Origin of the sequence: Bradyrhizobium sp. 6(2017), assembly GCF_011058295.2 — a bacterium.
GTDB lineage: Bacteria > Pseudomonadota > Alphaproteobacteria > Rhizobiales > Xanthobacteraceae > Bradyrhizobium > Bradyrhizobium septentrionale.
Genome location: NZ_CP049289.2, coordinates 735161 through 753701, shown reverse-complemented (window position 1 = coordinate 753701; position 18541 = coordinate 735161). Strand labels below are relative to the sequence as shown.

Sequence of the window (18541 nt, the reverse complement as noted above, 5' to 3'; positions counted from 1 at the left end):
GATTTTCACGGCGACCGCGGGGGCAACGGATGCCGAAGGATATTGTGATTTGTTGCGACGGCACCGGCAACGAGATCGGCGCCAATATTTCCAATGTGCTGAAGCTGTTTCGCGTCACCGACAAGAGCGAGCGCGAGCGGGTCTATTACCATCCCGGCCTCGGCACGATCGGCCTGCAAAACACGTGGGGCCGCTTCAAGCAGCAGGTGCGCGGCCTGCTTGGGCTGGCCTTTGGCGCCGGTCTCGACAAGGACACGCTCGGTGCCTACCAGTTCCTGTGCCGGACTTGGGAGCCGGGCGACCGGGTCTGGATGTTCGGCTTCAGCCGCGGCGCCTACACCGTGCGCGTGCTGGCTGCCTTCGTTCACGTGATGGGCCTCTTGCCGGTCGACCAGCTCGACATCGCCGGCTACGCGTTCAACACCTACAAGAAAGCCAGTTCCGACGCCCAGAAGCCGGACGGCACGTTCGACGATGCCCCGCTGAAAGAAGCCTGGCACTTCAACCAGATCGCCGGCGGCCGCAACATCGATATCGAGTTCATCGGGGTCTGGGACACCGTGGCCTCGATCATCGTGCCGCGGCAGGACAACTTCCTGTTCGATCTGCAGACACTGCTGTTCACCCGCACCAATTCGAGCGTCAAGCGCTTCCGCCAGGCGATCTCGATCGACGAGCGCAGGCGCATGTTTCGCCTCAACCGCTGGATCGAACCGCAGAAATTCCGCTCCGATCCGTTCGACCCGTCGACCGCGGTGGAGCAGGATATCCGCCAGGTCTGGTTCGCCGGCGTGCATTCCGACGTCGGCGGCGGCTATCCGGAGACGGAGAGCGGGCCGTCAAAATTTCCGCTGATCTGGATGCTCGAGCAGGCCAAGGCCGCCGGGCTGCCTATGGACCAGGCGCTGATCGATCATCTCGCCTGGGGGATGCCGCTGCCGCCGCGCACGCACGTCTATGTGCCGCCAAGCGCGACGGCCCCATTGCACAATTCGCTGACGGGCGCCTGGGAAATCCTGGAATGGATTCCGAAGAGCGACAAATGGAAGGAATGGCCCGCGCGCAAATCCTTCCTCGGCTTCTATCTGCCGATGGGCGAGCCGCGGCTGATTCCGGACAACTCCACCATCCATGCTTCGGTGCTGGAACGGATGGAGAAGGATTCGACCTACCGGCCGATCAACCTGCCGACCACCTACAAGGTCGAGCCGATGACGCCGGCGCCACCGACCCCGACGGTCTGACGCTCCTTGTTTTGACGCGTTTTCTTCACGCGAACCGGTGTCCACTTCGCTCGAAAACGCTCTCCGCGTCGATCGCATCCTTGATCCGCTTGCGGCTGAGCTCAGCCGCTTGCCGGTGGCGCGGGCGTACACGGCAACAGGCAGCCAACGCCTGAATTGAGTTTATCGCGGGAGGGTGTATTAACACGTTCTGTTCCGGAATCGTTCGACCACGGAACTCGAATCGCCCTATCTCGGATCATGACTGCCCAGCCCGCCCTCGACCACGCATCCACGCCGCCTCGCGACGCGCGCGCCGTGCTCAGTTCCGTGTTCGGCCTGCCGGGCTTCCGCGGCGCGCAAGAAGAGATCATCGGCCACGTCACCGATGGCGGCAATTGCCTGGTGCTGATGCCGACCGGCGGCGGCAAGTCGCTGTGCTATCAGCTGCCGTCGCTGCTGCGCGACGGCTGCGGCATCGTGGTGTCGCCCCTGATCGCGCTGATGCGCGACCAGGTCGCCGGCCTCACCGAAGCCGGCCTCAACGCCGCGGTGCTGAATTCGACGCTGTCCTATCAGGAAGCTTCCGAGGTCGAGCGGCGGCTGCTCGCCGGCGATCTCGATTTGCTCTATGTCGCGCCGGAACGGCTCCTGACGCCGCGCTGCCTCAATCTGCTTGGCCAGGCGCAGATCGCGCTGTTTGCGATCGACGAGGCGCATTGCGTGTCGCAATGGGGCCATGACTTCCGCCCGGAATATATCGGCCTGTCCGCGCTGGCCGAGCGCTTCCCCAATGTGCCGCGCATCGCACTCACAGCGACCGCGGATGAGTCAACGCGGAAGGAGATCGCCGAGCGGCTGCAACTCACCGACGCGCCGCAATTCGTCGCGAGCTTCGACCGGCCCAACATCCGCTACGAGATCGTCGACAAGCAGAACGCGACCACGCAGCTGAAGAGCTTCATCAAGGAGCGGCATGCAGGCGACGCCGGCGTGGTCTATTGCCTGTCCCGCGCCAAGGTCGAGGACGTCGCGGCGTCGCTCAGCGAGGCCGGCATTCCCGCGCTGCCCTATCATGCCGGGCTCGACGCATCCGTGCGCGCCCGGCATCAGGACCGCTTCCTCAACGAGGACGGCATCGTGATCGTCGCGACCATCGCCTTTGGCATGGGCATCGACAAGCCCGACGTGCGCTTCGTCGCGCATCTCGATCTGCCCAAGAGCATCGAGGCCTACTACCAGGAGACCGGCCGCGCCGGCCGCGACGGCAAGCCCTCGGCCGCTTGGATGGCCTATGGCCTCTCCGACATCGTGCAGCAGCGCCGCATGATCGACGAATCCACCGGCTCCGACGCCTTCAAGCGGGTCTCGATCGGCAAGCTCGATGCGCTGGTCGCGCTGGCTGAAACCGTGCATTGCCGGCGGCAGCGCCTGCTCGGCTATTTTGGCGAGGCGCGCGCGGAGGAAAGCTGCGGCAATTGCGACAACTGCCTGACGCCGCCGCGGGTCCGCGACGGCAAGGTGCACGCGCAGAAGCTGCTCTCTTGCGCCTATCGCACCGGGCAGCGTTTTGGCGCCATGCACCTGATCGACGTGCTGGTCGGGCGGCTGACCGAGCGCGTCAAGCAGTTCGCCCACGACCAGTTGTCGGTGTTCGGCATCGGCCGCGAGCTCAACGAGAAGCAATGGCGCGCGGTGCTGCGCCAGTTGGTGGCGATGGGGCATCTGCGCGCCGACAGCGACGCTTTTGGCGCGCTCAAGCTCACCGACAGCGCACGCGGCGTGCTGAAGGGCGAGACCGCGGTGATGCTGCGCGAGCAGCCGGAAGGCGCGCGCAACCGTGCGATCCGCGGCAAGTCGCGCCGCGGCGAGCTGGCGCCGGCGGCCGACGGCAAAGGCGCGGAGGCCAACCCCACGCTACACGCAGCGCTGCGCGCCTGGCGCTCCGAGGTGGCGCGGCAGCGTGGCGTGCCGGCCTATGTCGTGCTGCATGATTCCACCATCGACGGCATCGCCGCGATGCGGCCCGACACGCTGACCGAACTGCGCGGCATCGCCGGGATCGGCGACAAGAAGCTCGAGCATTATGGCGACGAGCTGATCAGGCTGGTGAAGGCGAACGACGGCTGAACAGTCGGCATTGGCCGACGGCATCGTGTTGGTGACGACATCGTGACGCCGGACCGATGCGGCCGCTTCTTGTCTCGTTGACGGCTGCCGGATGCCCGCTCATCCTGACCGCGTTTCCTTAACCGGTCCACCAGAGGAGCCGAGCATGAGCAGCAAGCCGACGATCGTTCTGGTTCACGGATTCTGGGGAGGCGCGGCGCACTGGAGCAAGGTGATCGTCGCGCTCTCGCGCAAGGGATACAGCGGCCTGCAAGCGGTTGAGATGCCGCTGACCTCACTCGCTGATGACGCCGAACGTCTGCGCAAGATGGTCAAGCAGCAGAGTGGTCCGGTGCTGCTAGTCGGTCATTCCTATGGTGGCGCCGTCATCACCGAGGCCGGCGATCTTCCCAATGTCGTGGGCCTCGTCTACATCGCGGCCTTCGCACCCGACGCCGGCGAGAGCCCCGGCGGCATCAGCCAGGCGCTTCCGCCGGCGGCGATCGCCAATGTTGCCCCCGATAGCGACGGCTACCTCTGGATCAAGCCTGACAAGTTCCACGAGAGCTTCTGCCAGGATCTGTCCGCCGATGAAGCGCTGGTGATGGCGGTGACCCAGAAGGCGCCGCTTGCCAGCACGTTCGGAAACAACATCACCGCGCCGGCCTGGAAGAAGAAGCCGGTCTGGTATCAGATCTCCAGCGAAGACCGGATGATCAATCCGGACAACCAGAAGCGCATGTCGGAGCGGATGAAACCGCGCAAGATCATCACGCTCGCCGCCGGCCACGCCTCGCTGGCCTCGAAACCGGCCGAGGTGGCCGCGCTGATCGACGAGGCGGCAACCAGCCTCGCCTGAGGCAGCGCCCGGATACCGCGGCCATCGGCACCGCGGCATAGGAGCCATACCCGGCGCGGCAACGCATGTGCTTGCGGGCCGCGCCGCCCTCGCCCTAATCTTTCGGGCAGCGCGTCCAACGAGGCGCGGCCAAGAGACGATACAGGGAAGAGACGGGCCATGGCTCAGGAGAGCACCGCGCACAGAACTGCACGCCCTGCCGAAACCGGAACGTTCGATGCTGTGGTGATCGGCGCGGGGTTTGCCGGCATGTACATGCTGCATCGGCTGCGCGGGCTCGGCTTCACGGCGCGGGTGTTCGAGGCCGGCGGCGGCGTCGGCGGCACCTGGTACTGGAATCGCTATCCCGGTGCGCGCTGCGACGTCGAGAGCCTGCAATACTCCTTCTCGTTCTCCAAGGAACTCGATCAGGATTGGAGTTGGTCGGAGAAATATTCGCCGCAGCCCGAAATCCTCGCCTACGCCAACCACGTCGCCGACCGCTTCGACCTGCGCAGCCAGATCGTGTTCGACACCCGCGTCACCGCGGCGACCTTCGACGAGAAGGCCGGCAGCTGGCTGATCGAGACCGACCGCGGCGACAGGATCACCGCGAAATTCTGCATCATGGCGGTCGGCTGCCTGTCGGCGCCGAACCGTCCGGCCTTCACCGGCATGGAGGATTTCCGCGGGCCGATCTATCACACCGGCGAATGGCCGCATGAGGGCGTCGACTTCACCGGCCTGCGCGTCGGCGTCATCGGCACCGGCTCGTCGGCGATCCAGTCGATCCCGATCATCGCGCAGGAGGCGTCCGAACTCACGGTGTTCCAGCGCACCGCGACCTGGTCGGTGCCGGCGTGGAACGAGCGGCTGTCGGCGGAGTATCTGAAGGAGGCCAAGGCGCATTATCCGGAGCTGCGCGCCAAGGCCCGCGCGCGCCCGACCGGCTTCTACTTTCAGTTCAACGCCCAGCCGGCTTTGCAGGCGAGCGAGCAGGAACGCGAGCGGCTCTATGAGGAAGCCTGGCAGCGCGGCGGCCTGCCCTTCCTCGGCGCCTTCGGCGACCTCCTGTTCGAGCAGGCTGCCAACGACACCATCGCCGATTTCACGCGGGAGAAGATCCGCGGCATCGTCAAGGATCCCGCGACGGCCGAGCTGCTGTGCCCGCAAAATGTGTTCGGCTGCAAGCGGCTCTGCGTCGATACCAATTATTTCGAGACCTACAATCTGCCGCATGTGAAGCTGGTCGACGTGTCGAAGACGCCGATCGAATGCATCACGCGCGATGCCATCGTGGTCGACGGCACCGAGTACAGGTGTGATGCGATCGTCTCCGCGACCGGCTTCGCCGCGATGACCGGCTCGTTCGACAAGATCGCGATCACTGGCCGTGGCGGGCAGACGCTGGCCGAGAAATGGCGGGCCGGCCCGCGCGCCTATCTCGGCCTCGCCTCGGAGGGCTTTCCGAACCTGTTCATGATCACCGGGCCCGGCAGCCCGTCAGTGCTCGCAAGCATGATCCAGGCGATCGAGCAGCATGTCGACTGGCTGGCGGATTGCATCAATCATATGCGCGACATCGGCGCCGGCACGATCGAGGCGGTGCGCGACGACGAGGACGCCTGGGTCGCCCATGTCAACGACGTCTCCACGGTCTCGCTGCGCTCGACCTGCAGCTCCTGGTATGTCGGCGCGAACATCCCGGGCCGCCCCCGCGTGTTCATGCCCTATATCGGCGGCTTCCCGATCTATGTGCAAAAGTGCAATGAGGTGATGAATTCGGGCTATGACGGCTTCGTGCTGCAGGGCGGCCGCAACGGCAATGCGCCGCCGCAGGTGCGCTTCACCGAGCGCTGGCAGGTGCCGCTCGACATCGAGGTGATCTCGCCGGCCGCGGTCGCCGCCAGGCGCGTTCCCATGGTCTGAGCAGCAGTGGTATCCCCACCGGGATCGCGCATGATAGTCTCGTCCCGGCCCGCGCTTCGCATCGCGGGCCGCACGGGGGACGATGGCCGACACGGCACTGCAGGGATTGGTCGAGCGGATCGGCGCACATCACGTCGTGCGCCGGCTTGCGATCGAGGCCGCGCACGAGAAGCAGCTGTTCGGCCAAGGCACGCTGGTGTTCAACGTCGAGAACTGGAATCTGGCGCCGCGGATCGTCACGACTGCGCTCAAGGCGGCCGGCCTCTACGGCCGCGCGAGGCGCAACGCCGACCAGGTCGAGGTACGACGCAATCTGGTGACGTCGGCACGCCTGCCGGCGGCATTCGACGGCTTCACCATCCTTCAGCTCAGCGATCTCCACGCCGACATCAGCGCCGGCGCGATGCAGCATCTCACGGACATCGTGCGCACCATCACCTGCGACATCTGCGTCCTGACCGGCGACTATCGTGGCAAGACGTTTGGCTCGTTCGAGAAAAGCCTGGCGCTGATGAGGGATCTCTGCGCGCGGATCAAGCTGCCACTCTATGGCATCCTCGGCAATCATGACAGCATCCGCATGACGCCGGCGCTGGAGGCGATGGGCATCAGGATGTTGTTCAACGAGCAGGAGCCGATCACGCGCGACGGCGCAACGATCCATCTCGCCGGCATCGATGACGCGCATTTCTATCGCACCGACGACATTCCGAAGGCCGCAGCGGCGATCCCGCGCGATGCGTTCTCGATCCTGCTGGCGCATACGCCGGAATCCTATCGCGCGGCGGCGGCGGCCGGCTTCGACCTGATGCTGAGCGGCCATACCCATGGCGGCCAGCTCTGCCTGCCCGGCGGCATCGCGATCAAGCTGGAGGCGCGGCTGCCGCGCCGCATGGGCAGAGGCGCCTGGCGCCTCCATCAGCTTGCCGGATACACATCGGCCGGTGCCGGCACCAGCCTGGCGCCGGTGCGGCTGAACTGCCCGGCCGAGATCACGGTGCATACGCTGCGGCGGCTCGGCGATTGACGCCGCAGACCGCAGCACCACCATCAAGGCTTCTTCGCGCCCGCGCTCTGTTCGTTCACCTTGCAAACGATCAGGAGCGTATAGCCGCGCGCGTCCTTTGCGATCTCGGACGTCTCCCGCTTTGACGCATCATGCCATTCGGCGATCTGGTACTGCACCGCGCTGTTGTCGAGGAAATCGCGCAACGCGCCGGTCTTGATCGCGAAATTGATGTTCTCCGGGATGCTTCCGGTCGCCCGCGCAACCCTGACCGCGTCGAGCTTCGCGGCCACGACGCCGACCACACCGCCCCCGAGATCGAACAGCGGGCCGCCGCTGTTGCCGGGCTGCACCGCGGCGCTGATTTGCAGGAAGCGGGTGTCGTTGAGGATGCCGCTCAGCGAAGAGACGATGCCCGTGGTCACGGTGAAATCTGATGTCAGCAGCCCGTGATAGGGGTAACCGATCGCCACGACGCCGTTGCCGACCGGAATGGCGTTTTGCCTGATCTTGGCAACGTCCTTGAACGGGGACGGCGCCTGCAGCAGCGCGAGATCGTTGGTTTCATCGCTCGACACCAGCCGCAGCTTGACTGGCGCCTCGCCGCTCAGATTACCCGTAATCTCGCTGCAGCCATCGATGACATGATGGTTGGTTACGACATGACCGGTGCTGCTGACCACGAAACCGGTGCCGGTCCCGCCCCTGGCCTGCTTCTGTGGCGGGTTCGGTGCAGACTGCGCCGGTGCAGCCTGCGGGGCCGCCACTGGCTTCGCCGCGACCGCGAATTCCCCGGCACTGGCGACGCCGTTCTTCTTCACCGACATGACGCAGTTGAGCAGCGCCGGCAGCAATTGTCCGGTCTGATTCAGGTTGAACTGAAACAATTGTCCCTGCGCGAATGCCGTCATCTGGCGCGCCTTGCGGAACTGATTGATCAGGCTGCAGTTCACGGGCATCTCGACATTCACGAGCGTGGTGCCGAGCGGCATGCCGTAGACATTGAACGCCGGCTGGCCGTCAAAGGTCAGCGCAAGCGGAAAGGCCTCGCCCGGCGTCAGACGCCAGCTCTCATGGGCGAAGCCCAGCCGCCAGCTGCCATTCGCGGCGATCGCCACCATGAAGAAGATGCCGCTCTGGTAGGTCGACCCCGCCGAGCAATGCGTGAACGTGCCGCTCTTGTCGTCCGTGAAGGCGCCGCCCTTCCAGTTGCCGACAGTGATCGAGCCATAGGGCCCGCGGGCACTCGACGGAGCTGCAGACACAAGCAGGCAAACGGCCGCAACGACCGCCCAGATCACAACTCTCATGACGCGCACTCCCCAGCCACAACCCCATCATAGGAGGCGGAGAAATTCATCCGCAAGTGGTGCGCGGCTTGGTCTTTGGTCCTGTGGCCACGCAATACCGCCGCGGATGCGGCATTCGCCACACCCTCAGGTTACATGGCCGCATGTTCCTATTTTGTTCCTAGGATGTCAACCCGGACATAATCCAAGCGCTGCGAACGCGGGTGGCTATTGCGGCTCCCGAACCGAGGACTGCGCCGGCGGATCCGGATCGTTGAACCAGTACCAGGATGCGAGGGCATGCACGCCGACGCCGATCAGGAAGATGCCGGCATAGAGTTCGACCTCGCTGTTCAGCGCCAGCAGGCGGGTGCGCGGCATATGACCATGGTTCTGGTAGACCCAGAACCAATGTCCCACGGCGACGATGCCAATGCCGAGCGCGGCGATGGCTCGGCCGGCCGCATTCATCATCCTCACGCGAAGGTCTCCCGACTCGCCCGGCACGATGAAACTACCGGGCGAAGCTGACGCGGACCTGACGCGGCAGCCCCGTAAGAGCCCGTAGCCGCCTCAGCCGTTCCGGAACGCGTAGGCGTAGCCGTTGAGCGCCGGTGCACCGCCGAGATGGGCGTAGAGCACCTTCGCTCCGGCCGGGAAGAAGCCCTTCTGCACCAGATCGATCATGCCCTGCATCGATTTCCCCTCGTAGACGGGGTCGGTGATCATGCCTTCGAGCCGCGCGCTGAGGCGGATCGCCGCCTTCGTCTCTTCCGACGGCACGCCATAGGCGGGATAGGCGTAATCCTCGATCAGCACGACATCGTCCTCGACGATGTCGCGGCCGAGCTCGACAAGCTTCGCCGTGTTCTGCGCGATCGACAGCACCTGCGCCTTGGTCTGCGCGGGCGTGAACGAACCGTCGATGCCGATCACGTTGCGCGCGCGCCCATCGGCGGCGAAGCCGACCAGCATGCCGGCATGGGTCGAGCCGGTCACCGTGCAGACGACGATGTAGTCGAACTTGACGCCGAGCTGGCGCTCCTGCGCGCGTACCTCTTCGGCGAAGCCGACATAGCCGAGCCCGCCATATTTGTGCACGGAGGCGCCGGCCGGAATGGCGTAGGGCTTGCCGCCCGCCGCCTTCACCTCCTCGATCGCCTGCTCCCAGCTCTTGCGGATGCCGATGTCAAAACCTTCGTCGACCAGGCGCACATCGGCGCCCATCACGCGCGAGAGCAGGATGTTGCCGACACGGTCGTAGACCGCGTCCTCGTGCGGCACCCAGCTCTCCTGCACCAGCCGGCACTTCATGCCGATCTTGGCCGCAACGGCCGCAACCATGCGGGTGTGGTTGGACTGCACGCCGCCGATCGAGACCAGCGTGTCGGCGTTGGAGGCGATCGCATCGGGGATGATGTATTCGAGCTTGCGCAGCTTGTTGCCGCCGAAGGCGAGCCCGGAATTGCAATCCTCGCGCTTGGCATAGAGCTCGACCTTGCCGCCGAGATGCTTTGACAGCCGATCGAGCTTCTCGATGGCGGTCGGTCCGAAGGTGAGCGGATAGCGCGCGAACTTCTCCAGCATACTGGCATCCTCTTTGGTGGTCTGGAACGGCGGCCACACCTATCACCCGAGGCGCGAAAGGTGCTCTCTAACTCAGCCCTCGCAGTTACCGATGATTGCTGATTTTGGCGCAGATGCTATGTTTTCTTTCATAAATTAGTCCAACAGCGAGAGATTCTTCCATGTCCGCCCGACTCGATCGCATTGACCTCAAGATGTTGAGATTGCTGCAGAAGAACGGCCGGCTCAGCAATGCCGAGCTGGCCGATCAGGTCGGCGTCAGCCCCGCCACCTGCCATCGCCGGACGCAAGCGCTGTTCGACGAGGGTTATGTCAGCGGCGTCCGCGCCATGGTGGCGCCGCGCAAACTCGGCAAGGGCACGCTGGTCATGGTCGGCGTTGTGCTCGACCGCTCGACGCCGGAGAGCTTTGCGAGCTTCGAGCAGGCGGTGGCGAAACTCAGATGCGTGCTCGACTGCCACCTCGTCGCCGGCGACTTCGACTACTTCCTCAAGATCCGCGCCGGCGACGTCGACGACTTCAAGCGCATCCATGGCGACCAGTTGATCGCACTGCCCGGCGTGCGGCAGACCCGCACCTTCTTCGTGATGAAGGAAGTAGTGGACAATGCGGCGCTGGAGTTTTGAGCCGCTAGCTCCGCTCGGCAACCTACTTCGAAGCTTTGGCGATCTTGTGCCCGAGATGGCCGGTCTGATGATCTCTGCGGAGTTGGCTCAGCGACGTCTCATTCAGTGCGGCCAGGACATCGCTCAACTTCTCGGTTTCGGGATAACCCGCCGCGAAACCCGGCCCGTAAACCTTGCGCAAGGTGCGCAGCAGCGTGTTGCCGTGCTTGCCGCTGATTTCGCCGTCCTTGTTGGGATGCCGATTGTCGAGACCTGGCTTGCTCATGCTGCTCTCCCTTGCGCTTTTTGCTGGCAGCATCTGCCTGCGGAGATCAAATGGCAATTGAGGCCGCACAAAATGGCTGGGGAACCCTTCCAACGCCCTCATACAGCCTTCGTCGAAGGCGAGGTTTCGGTGGCTATTTGCCGCGTATTCGGTCAATGTGACTTACGTGCTCCTGCGGACTCCAGAGAGGCCTGACGCGGCAATCGAAGCAGCAAGTCGCGTCGATACAGGAAGCCACAGCTCCATTGCGTCACGGCACAGTCCTGCGTTAGAGCGTTTTCGAGCGGAGTGGACACCGGTTCGCGTGAAGAAAACGCGTCAAAACAAAAAAGCTGGAGCTTCGGTTCTGATTTAATCAGAACCGAAAATGCTCTAGAGCACCCCAAAACTGCAGAGGTGGATAGATGTCATATGCCTACAAGCTGAATGAAGACGTTCACCACCGGGCCCAGGGGCCGCAAGGTCGTGCCGAGGCCGATCAGCCGGCGGTCTACACCATCGTTCAACGCATGCCGATTGAAGCAGACGGGCGGCTTCGATACCGCATCAGGAGCAAGGCAGGCAACATCGAGCGCGTGGTGACGGAAGAGCAGCTCTCGTACTCTCAATAGGCAATGCGCAGCCGTCGAAAATCGGCGCAGGTCGACGGCTTCAAGCGCGTCCGTGGCGACCGGTTGAGCGCGCCGCCCGGCGTGCGGCAGACCCGCTCCTTCTTCGTCATGAAGGAGGTGGTGGACAATGCGGCACCGGAGTTCTGAGCCTGACATGATCAATGCCGCAGAGTGGCGGTGAGCTCGGTCGGCCAGGCGGCCCGGGAGGAGTAATCCTCTCATTCGACTTGATGGGCAGCGCAAATCGGCGCAGTCTCACCCGGAATCCCCTCAGGCTGCAGGGGCGCGCGCGGACGCGCGGGGACATCCGCGGATGACGATCATGAACGTCACGGCGATCAGACTGGCGATACCGTTGCTGGCACTTGCCGCCGGCGGCACGGCGGCGCTGGTCTACGGCATCCACCAAACCCAGCAAATCCTCGGCGTGAGCACGCCTTTGATGGCGACGGCGCCATCCGCGCCGACGGTTCCCGCGCAAGACCAGGACAAGACGCCGCTGGCAAAGGCGCAAACCGAGACCGCGGCGCTCGCCAACGTGTTGGCGGGACCGCCGCCAGCACCGGGCAGCGATGCGGTGCCGGAGTTCGACGTCGTCAGCATCGAGCCGACCGGCGAGACCGTTGTCGCCGGCAGGGCAGTGCCGGGCGCGACGGTGGAATTGCTGCGCAATGGCGAGGTGCACGATCGCATCGTGGCTGATACATCCGGCCAGTTCGTCATGGTTCCGCGCCCGCTTCCGCCGGGAAACTATGACCTGACCCTGCGAATCACGCGTGACGGCAAGCAGGTGACCTCCAAGCAGAGCGTGGCCGTGGCGCTCGAGGCTGCGGCAAGGGAGCGGCCGATGGTGGCGCTGATGACGCCGGACAAGCCGATCCGGGTACTGTCGCAACCTGCGGCCGCGGCGCCAGCGGCCGGAAAGGTGGCTGTCGAGGCCGTCGAGACCGAGCCGGGCGGCAAGCTCCATGTCAGCGGTCGGGCAGCTCCCGGCGCGACCATCAGGCTCTATCTCAACGACAGCTTGATCACATCCGCCACGGCCGACGAGGCGGGGCACCTCTCGGTCACGATCAACAAGGGCGTAACGGCCGGCGATTATCGGGTCCGGCTTGACGACGTCGACCCGGGCTCCGGCAAGGTCCGCGCGCGTGCCGAGGTGCCGTTCAACGTTCCGGACACGACGACGACCGCGTCGATCCCGGCGCCTGCAGCATCATCCGGCCGTGCGGATGTGGCCACACCGCAGCTCGCGGCGGCGACAACCACAGCGGCAGTGAGCTCACCCTCCGCCGTGATCGTGCCGAAGATCACGACGACCACCGTTGCCCGCGGCGACAGTCTGTGGCGGATCAGCCAGCGCGCGCTCGGCGCCGGGCAGCGCTACGCGGTGATCTATCGGGCAAACGCGCTGCAGATCCGCAATCCCAACTTGATCTATCCCGGCCAGGTCTTCGTCCTGCCGGCGCGGTGAGATCGGCGTTCCGTCGGCGGTCATTTGCCCGGAGATTTCAGGAAGGCCACGATCCCGGCGCGATCCTCCGCCGAACGCACGCCGGTATACGGCTTCATGCCGTTGCCCGACACCACGGCTTCGGGATCCTCGATGAAGCGCAGCAGCGTGCGCTCATCCCAGATGATGTCGGATGATTTCATCGCCTCCGAGTAGGGAAAATTCGCCACCGATCCGGCCTTGCGGCCGACGATGTTGTGTAGATGCGGGCCGACACGGTTGTCGCCGTCCTTGACGGTGTGGCAGGTGCGGCAGGAATTGTTGAACGCCTGCTCGCCGGACACGCCCGCATCCTGGCCATGGGACGGCAGCAGCGGCAGGAACGCCAGTGCGCAAAGCAGGACGATGAATCTGGGCCGCATCGATCGCTCCGTCGGCAACCGCGCAAGCTCGCAACACCGCGTCGCTTGTGCCATGCCGTCAACGCAGAGGCCGCATGAAAGGTCCTCGCACGGCAAGCCCCTGCATCTGGCGCACGCCCAGCCGCCGCACTAGATGTGCTGCCATGCAGCACCCCGCCCTCCAGGATTTCATCACCAGCCATCAACGCCTGTTTGTCCTGACCGGAGCCGGCTGCAGCACCAATTCCGGGATTCCCGACTATCGCGACAGCGACGGCAACTGGAAGCGGACGCGCCCGGTCACCATCCAGGCATTTTTGGGCGAGGCGGCGACGCGGCAGCGCTATTGGGCGCGCAGCATGGTCGGCTGGCGGCGGTTCGGCCGCGCGATACCGAATGGTGCGCATCGCGCTCTGGCCAAGCTCGAGCAACAGGGCCGCTGCGAGCTACTGTTGACCCAGAACGTCGATCGTTTGCACCAGGCCGCGGGCAGCCAGCGCGTGATCGACCTGCACGGCCGCCTCGACGTGGTCCGCTGCCTCAGCTGCGGCACGACGATGCCGCGCGAACAATTTCAGGGCGAACTGGCGCGGCTGAACCCTGCCTGGCTCGCGCTCGATGCCACCGATGCGCCCGACGGCGACGCCGACCTCGAACAGGATTTCTCGTCGTTCGTGGTGCCGGCCTGCGAAGCCTGCGGCGGCGTGCTGAAGCCTGATGTGGTGTTCTTCGGCGAGAACGTGCCGCGCGACACGGTCGCTTCGGCGCAGACGCATCTCGAACAGGCCGACGCGCTGCTGATCGTCGGCTCCTCGCTGATGGTCTATTCCGGCTTCCGCTTCGTACGGATGGCCGAGCAACGCGGGTTGCCAATTGCCGCCGTCAATCTCGGCCGCACCCGAGCCGACGACCTGCTCACGCTCAAGGTCGAGGACCAGTGCGAGACCGCGCTGTCGTTTCTGCTGTAGATCAGCGCTCGCTCGCGTCTGCTCTCACGCCCGATGGCGCTGCGATTTGGCCATCGGCATGTTGGCGTTCCAGTGCGTCCAGCTCACGCTGGCGAGGCTGCCGAGATCCGTCGCCAGCGGGCGACGGGTACGGCGCTCATACTCGGCGATGCAGCGGCCTGATTCGCCAATCTTGCGCTGCAATTCGTCGATCGTCATCTGCGTCGCGCGCCCGCAATTGGCCTTGCCGAGCTGATCGGCCTCGATCGCCTTCAACGCCGCGCGCAGCTTCTTCAGCTGCGCGCGCTGCCAGGCAATATGGCTGTCGCTGTCTGCCGTCATGAGGCCGCCACCATCTTCGATCGTTGCACGCCGTTGGGAACCTCGATGTCGACCTCGAGCATCGAGACGAACTTGCCGCGATCCATCCGGATCACGATCTTGTCGGGATCAAGATCGACATGTTTGGACACCACGCTCAGGATTTCCGAGCGGAGGGTCTCCAGAAGATCGGGCGCACCGCTCCGGCCACGCTCATGCGCGAGCAGGATTTGCAGCCGCTCCCGTGCCACGGGGGCGGACCCTGCACGGCCGCCAAAGAGCCGCATCAGGTTCATCACGCAGCCCTCCGTCGCAGCAGCCGGTCCATGAGCCCCTTTCGCTCGACCGGCACCTTCATTTCGATCTGCTCGCCCATCAGGCGCCGCACCGCGTCGCTATATGCGCGCGCCGGCGCGCTGCCGGCATTGTTCAGCGTCACCGGACAGCCGACATTGGAGGCGCGCAGCACGTCCTGGCTTTCCGGGACAATGCCGAGCAAGGGGGTCGCAAGGATTTCCAGGATATCGTCGATCGACAGCATCTCGCCGCGGGCGGCGCGGCCGGCATCGTAGCGGGTGACCAGCAGATGCTTCTCGACCCGTTCGCCGCGCTCGGCGCGAGCCGTCTTGGAGTCCAGCATGCCGATGATGCGGTCGGAGTCGCGCACCGACGACACTTCCGGATTGGTGACGATGATGGCCTCGTCGGCGTAGCGCATCGCGAGCGTCGCGCCACGTTCGATACCGGCCGGGCTGTCGCACAGGATCCAGTCGAACTTGGTCTTGAGATCCGCGATGACACGCTTGACGCCCTCTTCGGTCAGCGCGTCCTTGTCGCGGGTCTGCGACGCCGGCAGCAGCCAGAGGTTCTCCAGCCGCTTGTCGCGGATCAGGGCCTGCGGCAGTTTTGCGACGCCCTGCACCACGTTGATAAGGTCGAATACGACCCGCCGCTCCGCGCCCATCACCAAATCGAGGTTACGCAGGCCAACGTCGAAGTCGATGACGACGACGTTCTGGCCCATTTGCGCGAGCGCCGCGCCGAGCGCGGCGGTGGAGGTCGTCTTGCCGACTCCTCCCTTCCCAGACGTCACGACCAAAACCTTGGCCATTTCTCTCTCTCCTTGTGGTCGGTCAGTTCAAAGCTGTGATGCGCAGCATTTCGCCCTCGAGCCACGCCTGGGCGGGCCGGTTGCGCAAGCTGTCAGAGATTTGTTCAGCGGTCTGGTAATAGCCGTCGATGGCGAGCAGCTCGGCCTCGATCCTCTGGCAGAAGATGCGAGCCGCCGAATTGCCGTTGATTCCGGCCATCGCGCGGCCGCGCAGCGTGCCGTAGACATGGATCGAGCCGCCGGCGACGACCTCGGCGCCGGAGCCGACCGACCCGAGCACGGTGACGTCGCCCTCGGCAAACACGATCGACTGGCCGGAGCGGACCGGGCTCTCCAGCAACAGCGACGGCAATTTGCTCTTGTCCTTGTCCTTGCTTTTTTCCTGCACCTGCGGCGTCTTCGGCTCGACATGGGTGATCGCGCAGGCCCGGCCGCCGGTCAGAAGCGGCGGCATGTTGGTGCCGAGCTTCGATTCGTCGACGCCCTCGATGCCGAGGATGCGGATGTTGCGTTCCCCCAGGCTGCCAACCAGATGCGCGATTGCGGTCTGGCTGAGATCGACGGCCGACAAATCGAGCACGATGGGCTTGCCGGTGAAGAAGCCCGGCGACTTCGCCAGTGTCGCGTCAATCTCGGCAAGCCAGGACACGACCGGCACGACCGGCGAGAAAACGAACGCAACATAGGAACGGCCGCGCATGCGGACCTGCTGACGTGCGACCTGTTGAGTTGCGTCCATCGACTCTGACTCGGCTGTCTTTTCGAATGGTTAACAATCGGCCCGCATGGTTAATCAATGGTTAACGAAGCTGGGTGTTTTCACTGATTTGAGTCGGCGGCGGTCGCCTGACCGATTTTTTTGCGACGCGGCCGAGCAAGATCGCAAATGCGCGGGCGAACGCTCTTTTGGGGGCCGACGGAGCGGATCAACGTCGCGGCGACGGCGCATGCCAAACTACGCTCTCTCTCTTTTAATTCAGATGATTACGGCTACTCCGCCTTGATGTTGGCGGACTTGACGATCGGCCACCATTTCTCGACCTCGGCGGCCTGATGGTCGCGCAGCGCGACGGGGCCTTGCCGGTCCGGCGGCGGAATTTCCTGCCCGAGTTCGGCGAAGCGTAGCCGGACCGCGGGCTCGGCGAGCGCTGATATCACTGCCTTCGACAGTGTCGACACGATCTCGGCGGGCGTACCCTTCGGCGCCCAGATGCCGTGCCAATAGGCGATATGGAGACCCGGCAATCCGGCTTCATCGACCGTCGGAATCTCCGGCGCCGATGCGAGGCGCGACGACTGGGTCACCGCAAAGGCCTTCACGGTCCCGCTCTTCACCTGCGGCAGCGAGTTGGAGGCCTGATCGAACATGATGTCGATATGTCCGGCCATCAGATCGTTCAGCGCCGGACCGGCGCCGCGATACGGCACGAAGGAGAAGTTCGTCTCCGTGAGCTGCTGGAAGAACACGCCTGCAACATGCGCGCCCGATCCCGGACCTGCAGTGCCCGATGTCGCCTTGCCGCCATTAGCCTTGAGCCAGCCGATCAACTCCTTCAGATTCTGCGCCGGCAGATCGGGCCGACCGATCACGAGCTGCGGCCCGCTTGCGATCAGCGCAATCTGCGCAAATTCCCGCACGTCATACTGCAGCTGATAGATCGCGCCGTTGAGGCAATGCGTGCCCCAATGCCCGATCGTGATCGTGGTGCCATCAGGCGCCGCGCGCGACGCGCGCAGCCCCGCGACCGTGCCGGAGGCGCCCGTGACATTCTCGATGATGACGGGATGGCCGAGCGTGTTGCGCATATATTCGGCGAGGATGCGCGCCAGCACATCGGTCGGCCCGCCGGCGGCGAACGGCACGATCATCGTGACCGGGCGCGCAAGCGTCTCCGCGCGAACGCCGGGCGAAGCAAGCGGCAACGTCGCGGCGCCGAGCGCGAGTTGCAGGAATGGCCGGCGAGAGATGCCTGGCAATGTGCGTTCCCCCATCTGTTGTCAGAGTGCCGGCGCCCTGCGGTCCGGCCCGACCGGGCCTTGCAATCGCTAGCACTATTCGGCGGCTTCGAACATCGTTGCTGCGGCGAGGAAGGGGGCACGGTTGCAACCGATGCAAGCGGCACAGACGTCAATCAACGTCCACCCGAACTCAAGGCGCGCCGCAATTTTGTGCAGCTCATGCGTGACGAATCCGGCCGAGAGATCGCCGATTACTATTTGCTGTCTTTTTTCAACAACGCGTCGATATACGTGCTCAGTGGTACGGTCGACGAGACTCCGGCTGTAACACCGGCATCACGAAGCATCGCTCGGCAAAACTGACCGCAGGAGACGGTGGGTTCGCTCGTCACGGCCGGCGCCTTGGCAAGTCCCGATGAATCAGGCGAAGCCAGGGCGTCCAGACCGATCCGGTTCCTCCGGATCGTGTTGATCCCGGAGTACCAGAGATCGCGATCTTCCGCCGTCAGCCGCTGAGAGCTGAGAAACTGGCGCGTCAGATGATCGTCGTGGGTGATGATCGTCCCCAATTGCTCGGTCGACAGCATTCGCCATTGCTGGGCCGCGGCCGCCTCCGACTCGACCTTGAAGCCGACCCCTTCCATGATCTTCAGGGCGAGATCGCTGCGCCGGCCAACTGCTGTAGCAATCTGGCGAGCTGCCGATGTGGCGCCGATTTCTGAGAGCAACGCCCTCACCGCTGGCGCTTGCGCGTGTGCCGGAGCTGCAAGCAGCATTGCCGCGATGCCCGCAAGCAATATTCTGGCGAACATTTCCACCTCCTCAAATAGATCACAGGACGTAAAGCGCTCGATCAGCAATGCAGG

Annotated in this window: 20 protein-coding genes and 1 pseudogene; 10 read left to right on the top strand and 11 right to left on the bottom strand. The window is 64.7% G+C overall.

Features of this window, described 5'->3' with window-relative positions:
• Positions 1–29: 29 nt before the first annotated feature.
• From G6P99_RS03575 to G6P99_RS03555, 5 genes are all read left to right on the top strand, one after another.
• Positions 30–1244, top strand: a complete 1215-nt coding sequence (locus tag G6P99_RS03575; protein WP_029080484.1) for a DUF2235 domain-containing protein — start codon at positions 30–32, stop codon at positions 1242–1244.
• Positions 1245–1484: 240 nt separating this feature from the next.
• Positions 1485–3353: a DNA helicase RecQ gene (gene recQ, locus G6P99_RS03570; RefSeq protein WP_029080485.1), complete on the top strand. Its 1869-nt coding sequence runs from the start codon at positions 1485–1487 to the stop codon at positions 3351–3353.
• Positions 3354–3498: 145 nt separating this feature from the next.
• Positions 3499–4191: an alpha/beta hydrolase gene (locus G6P99_RS03565; protein ID WP_029080486.1), complete on the top strand. Its 693-nt coding sequence runs from the start codon at positions 3499–3501 to the stop codon at positions 4189–4191.
• A gap of 159 nt (positions 4192–4350) precedes the next feature.
• Positions 4351–6099 (top strand): flavin-containing monooxygenase, encoded by a 1749-nt coding sequence (locus G6P99_RS03560; protein ID WP_029080487.1) that lies wholly within the window; start codon positions 4351–4353, stop codon positions 6097–6099.
• A gap of 82 nt (positions 6100–6181) precedes the next feature.
• Positions 6182–7126: a metallophosphoesterase gene (locus G6P99_RS03555; RefSeq protein WP_029080488.1), complete on the top strand. Its 945-nt coding sequence runs from the start codon at positions 6182–6184 to the stop codon at positions 7124–7126.
• Between the two features lie 23 nt (positions 7127–7149).
• On the opposite strand, the gene G6P99_RS03550 is transcribed toward G6P99_RS03555, so the two are convergent.
• From G6P99_RS03550 to G6P99_RS03540, 3 genes are all read right to left on the bottom strand, one after another.
• The gene (locus G6P99_RS03550; protein WP_165127280.1) at positions 7150–8415 is read right to left on the bottom strand and encodes a S1C family serine protease; all 1266 of its coding nucleotides are present in this window, start codon (positions 8413–8415) and stop codon (positions 7150–7152) included.
• A 207-nt stretch (positions 8416–8622) separates the two neighbouring features.
• A complete protein-coding gene (locus G6P99_RS03545) occupies positions 8623–8868 on the bottom strand; it encodes a hypothetical protein (protein ID WP_245284645.1) in 246 nt (81 codons plus the stop codon).
• A gap of 99 nt (positions 8869–8967) precedes the next feature.
• On the bottom strand, positions 8968–9981 hold the full coding sequence (locus tag G6P99_RS03540; protein WP_165127278.1) for a 1-aminocyclopropane-1-carboxylate deaminase: 1014 nt from the start codon (positions 9979–9981) through the stop codon (positions 8968–8970).
• Between the two features lie 161 nt (positions 9982–10142).
• Here G6P99_RS03540 and G6P99_RS03535 point away from each other — a divergent pair, with 161 nt between their 5' ends.
• Complete coding sequence (locus G6P99_RS03535; protein WP_029080492.1) at positions 10143–10607, top strand: Lrp/AsnC family transcriptional regulator; 465 nt, start codon at positions 10143–10145, stop codon at positions 10605–10607.
• A 22-nt stretch (positions 10608–10629) separates the two neighbouring features.
• On the opposite strand, the gene G6P99_RS03530 is transcribed toward G6P99_RS03535, so the two are convergent.
• Complete coding sequence (locus G6P99_RS03530; protein ID WP_029080493.1) at positions 10630–10872, bottom strand: hypothetical protein; 243 nt, start codon at positions 10870–10872, stop codon at positions 10630–10632.
• A gap of 404 nt (positions 10873–11276) precedes the next feature.
• Here G6P99_RS03530 and G6P99_RS03525 point away from each other — a divergent pair, with 404 nt between their 5' ends.
• From G6P99_RS03525 to G6P99_RS03515, 3 genes and pseudogenes are all read left to right on the top strand, one after another.
• Positions 11277–11483, top strand: coding sequence for a hypothetical protein (locus G6P99_RS03525; RefSeq protein ID WP_029080494.1), 207 nt, complete (start codon positions 11277–11279; stop codon positions 11481–11483).
• 60 nt (positions 11484–11543) lie between these two features.
• A pseudogene (locus G6P99_RS03520) lies at positions 11544–11630 on the top strand (AsnC family transcriptional regulator); the annotation flags it as partial.
• Positions 11631–11796: 166 nt separating this feature from the next.
• Entirely contained in the window at positions 11797–12957 is a 1161-nt protein-coding gene (locus G6P99_RS03515) for a LysM peptidoglycan-binding domain-containing protein (protein ID WP_165127276.1), read from the top strand.
• Between the two features lie 20 nt (positions 12958–12977).
• On the opposite strand, the gene G6P99_RS03510 is transcribed toward G6P99_RS03515, so the two are convergent.
• Positions 12978–13358, bottom strand: a complete 381-nt coding sequence (locus G6P99_RS03510) for a c-type cytochrome (protein WP_051346167.1) — start codon at positions 13356–13358, stop codon at positions 12978–12980.
• Positions 13359–13501: 143 nt separating this feature from the next.
• Here G6P99_RS03510 and G6P99_RS03505 point away from each other — a divergent pair, with 143 nt between their 5' ends.
• Positions 13502–14305: an NAD-dependent protein deacetylase gene (locus G6P99_RS03505; protein WP_165127274.1), complete on the top strand. Its 804-nt coding sequence runs from the start codon at positions 13502–13504 to the stop codon at positions 14303–14305.
• A gap of 24 nt (positions 14306–14329) precedes the next feature.
• Here G6P99_RS03505 and G6P99_RS03500 read toward each other — a convergent pair whose 3' ends face one another.
• The 6 genes from G6P99_RS03500 to G6P99_RS03475 all read right to left on the bottom strand — a co-directional run bounded on the left by G6P99_RS03500 (position 14330) and on the right by G6P99_RS03475 (position 18487).
• A complete protein-coding gene (locus tag G6P99_RS03500) occupies positions 14330–14626 on the bottom strand; it encodes a hypothetical protein (protein ID WP_029080498.1) in 297 nt (98 codons plus the stop codon).
• Positions 14623–14901 (bottom strand): cell division topological specificity factor MinE, encoded by a 279-nt coding sequence (gene minE, locus G6P99_RS03495; protein WP_029080499.1) that lies wholly within the window; start codon positions 14899–14901, stop codon positions 14623–14625. Before minE ends, G6P99_RS03500 begins: the two co-directional genes overlap by 4 nt.
• The gene (gene minD / locus G6P99_RS03490) at positions 14901–15716 is read right to left on the bottom strand and encodes a septum site-determining protein MinD (RefSeq protein ID WP_029080500.1); all 816 of its coding nucleotides are present in this window, start codon (positions 15714–15716) and stop codon (positions 14901–14903) included. The genes minE and minD overlap by 1 nt, the downstream gene beginning before the upstream one ends.
• A 22-nt stretch (positions 15717–15738) precedes the next feature.
• Entirely contained in the window at positions 15739–16455 is a 717-nt protein-coding gene (gene minC, locus G6P99_RS03485; protein ID WP_029080501.1) for a septum site-determining protein MinC, read from the bottom strand.
• Positions 16456–16706: 251 nt separating this feature from the next.
• Positions 16707–17639, bottom strand: a complete 933-nt coding sequence (locus tag G6P99_RS03480; RefSeq protein ID WP_245284646.1) for a tripartite tricarboxylate transporter substrate-binding protein — start codon at positions 17637–17639, stop codon at positions 16707–16709.
• A 290-nt stretch (positions 17640–17929) separates the two neighbouring features.
• Positions 17930–18487 carry a hypothetical protein gene (locus G6P99_RS03475; RefSeq protein WP_156928540.1) on the bottom strand — a complete coding sequence of 186 codons (558 nt, stop codon included), beginning with the start codon at positions 18485–18487 and terminating at the stop codon, positions 17930–17932.
• Positions 18488–18541: the final 54 nt, after the last annotated feature.

Bases quoted from the DNA above. Each gene is read 5' to 3' on its own strand.
- minD (WP_029080500.1), bottom strand. From the start codon at position 15,716: ATGGCCAAGGTTTTGGTCGTGACGTCTGGGAAGGGAGGAGTCGGCAAG.
- G6P99_RS03510 (WP_051346167.1), bottom strand. From the start codon at position 13,358: ATGCGGCCCAGATTCATCGTCCTGCTTTGCGCACTGGCGTTCCTGCCG.
- G6P99_RS03475 (WP_156928540.1), bottom strand. From the start codon at position 18,487: ATGTTCGCCAGAATATTGCTTGCGGGCATCGCGGCAATGCTGCTTGCA.
- G6P99_RS03565 (WP_029080486.1), top strand. From the start codon at position 3,499: ATGAGCAGCAAGCCGACGATCGTTCTGGTTCACGGATTCTGGGGAGGC.
- G6P99_RS03500 (WP_029080498.1), bottom strand. From the start codon at position 14,626: ATGACGGCAGACAGCGACAGCCATATTGCCTGGCAGCGCGCGCAGCTG.
- G6P99_RS03540 (WP_165127278.1), bottom strand. From the start codon at position 9,981: ATGCTGGAGAAGTTCGCGCGCTATCCGCTCACCTTCGGACCGACCGCC.
- G6P99_RS03545 (WP_245284645.1), bottom strand. From the start codon at position 8,868: ATGATGAATGCGGCCGGCCGAGCCATCGCCGCGCTCGGCATTGGCATC.
- G6P99_RS03535 (WP_029080492.1), top strand. From the start codon at position 10,143: ATGTCCGCCCGACTCGATCGCATTGACCTCAAGATGTTGAGATTGCTG.
- G6P99_RS03560 (WP_029080487.1), top strand. From the start codon at position 4,351: ATGGCTCAGGAGAGCACCGCGCACAGAACTGCACGCCCTGCCGAAACC.
- G6P99_RS03525 (WP_029080494.1), top strand. From the start codon at position 11,277: ATGTCATATGCCTACAAGCTGAATGAAGACGTTCACCACCGGGCCCAG.
- G6P99_RS03515 (WP_165127276.1), top strand. From the start codon at position 11,797: ATGACGATCATGAACGTCACGGCGATCAGACTGGCGATACCGTTGCTG.
- recQ (WP_029080485.1), top strand. From the start codon at position 1,485: ATGACTGCCCAGCCCGCCCTCGACCACGCATCCACGCCGCCTCGCGAC.
- G6P99_RS03575 (WP_029080484.1), top strand. From the start codon at position 30: ATGCCGAAGGATATTGTGATTTGTTGCGACGGCACCGGCAACGAGATC.
- G6P99_RS03530 (WP_029080493.1), bottom strand. From the start codon at position 10,872: ATGAGCAAGCCAGGTCTCGACAATCGGCATCCCAACAAGGACGGCGAA.
- G6P99_RS03555 (WP_029080488.1), top strand. From the start codon at position 6,182: ATGGCCGACACGGCACTGCAGGGATTGGTCGAGCGGATCGGCGCACAT.
- minE (WP_029080499.1), bottom strand. From the start codon at position 14,901: ATGAACCTGATGCGGCTCTTTGGCGGCCGTGCAGGGTCCGCCCCCGTG.
- minC (WP_029080501.1), bottom strand. From the start codon at position 16,455: ATGGACGCAACTCAACAGGTCGCACGTCAGCAGGTCCGCATGCGCGGC.
- G6P99_RS03505 (WP_165127274.1), top strand. From the start codon at position 13,502: ATGCAGCACCCCGCCCTCCAGGATTTCATCACCAGCCATCAACGCCTG.
- G6P99_RS03550 (WP_165127280.1), bottom strand. From the start codon at position 8,415: ATGAGAGTTGTGATCTGGGCGGTCGTTGCGGCCGTTTGCCTGCTTGTG.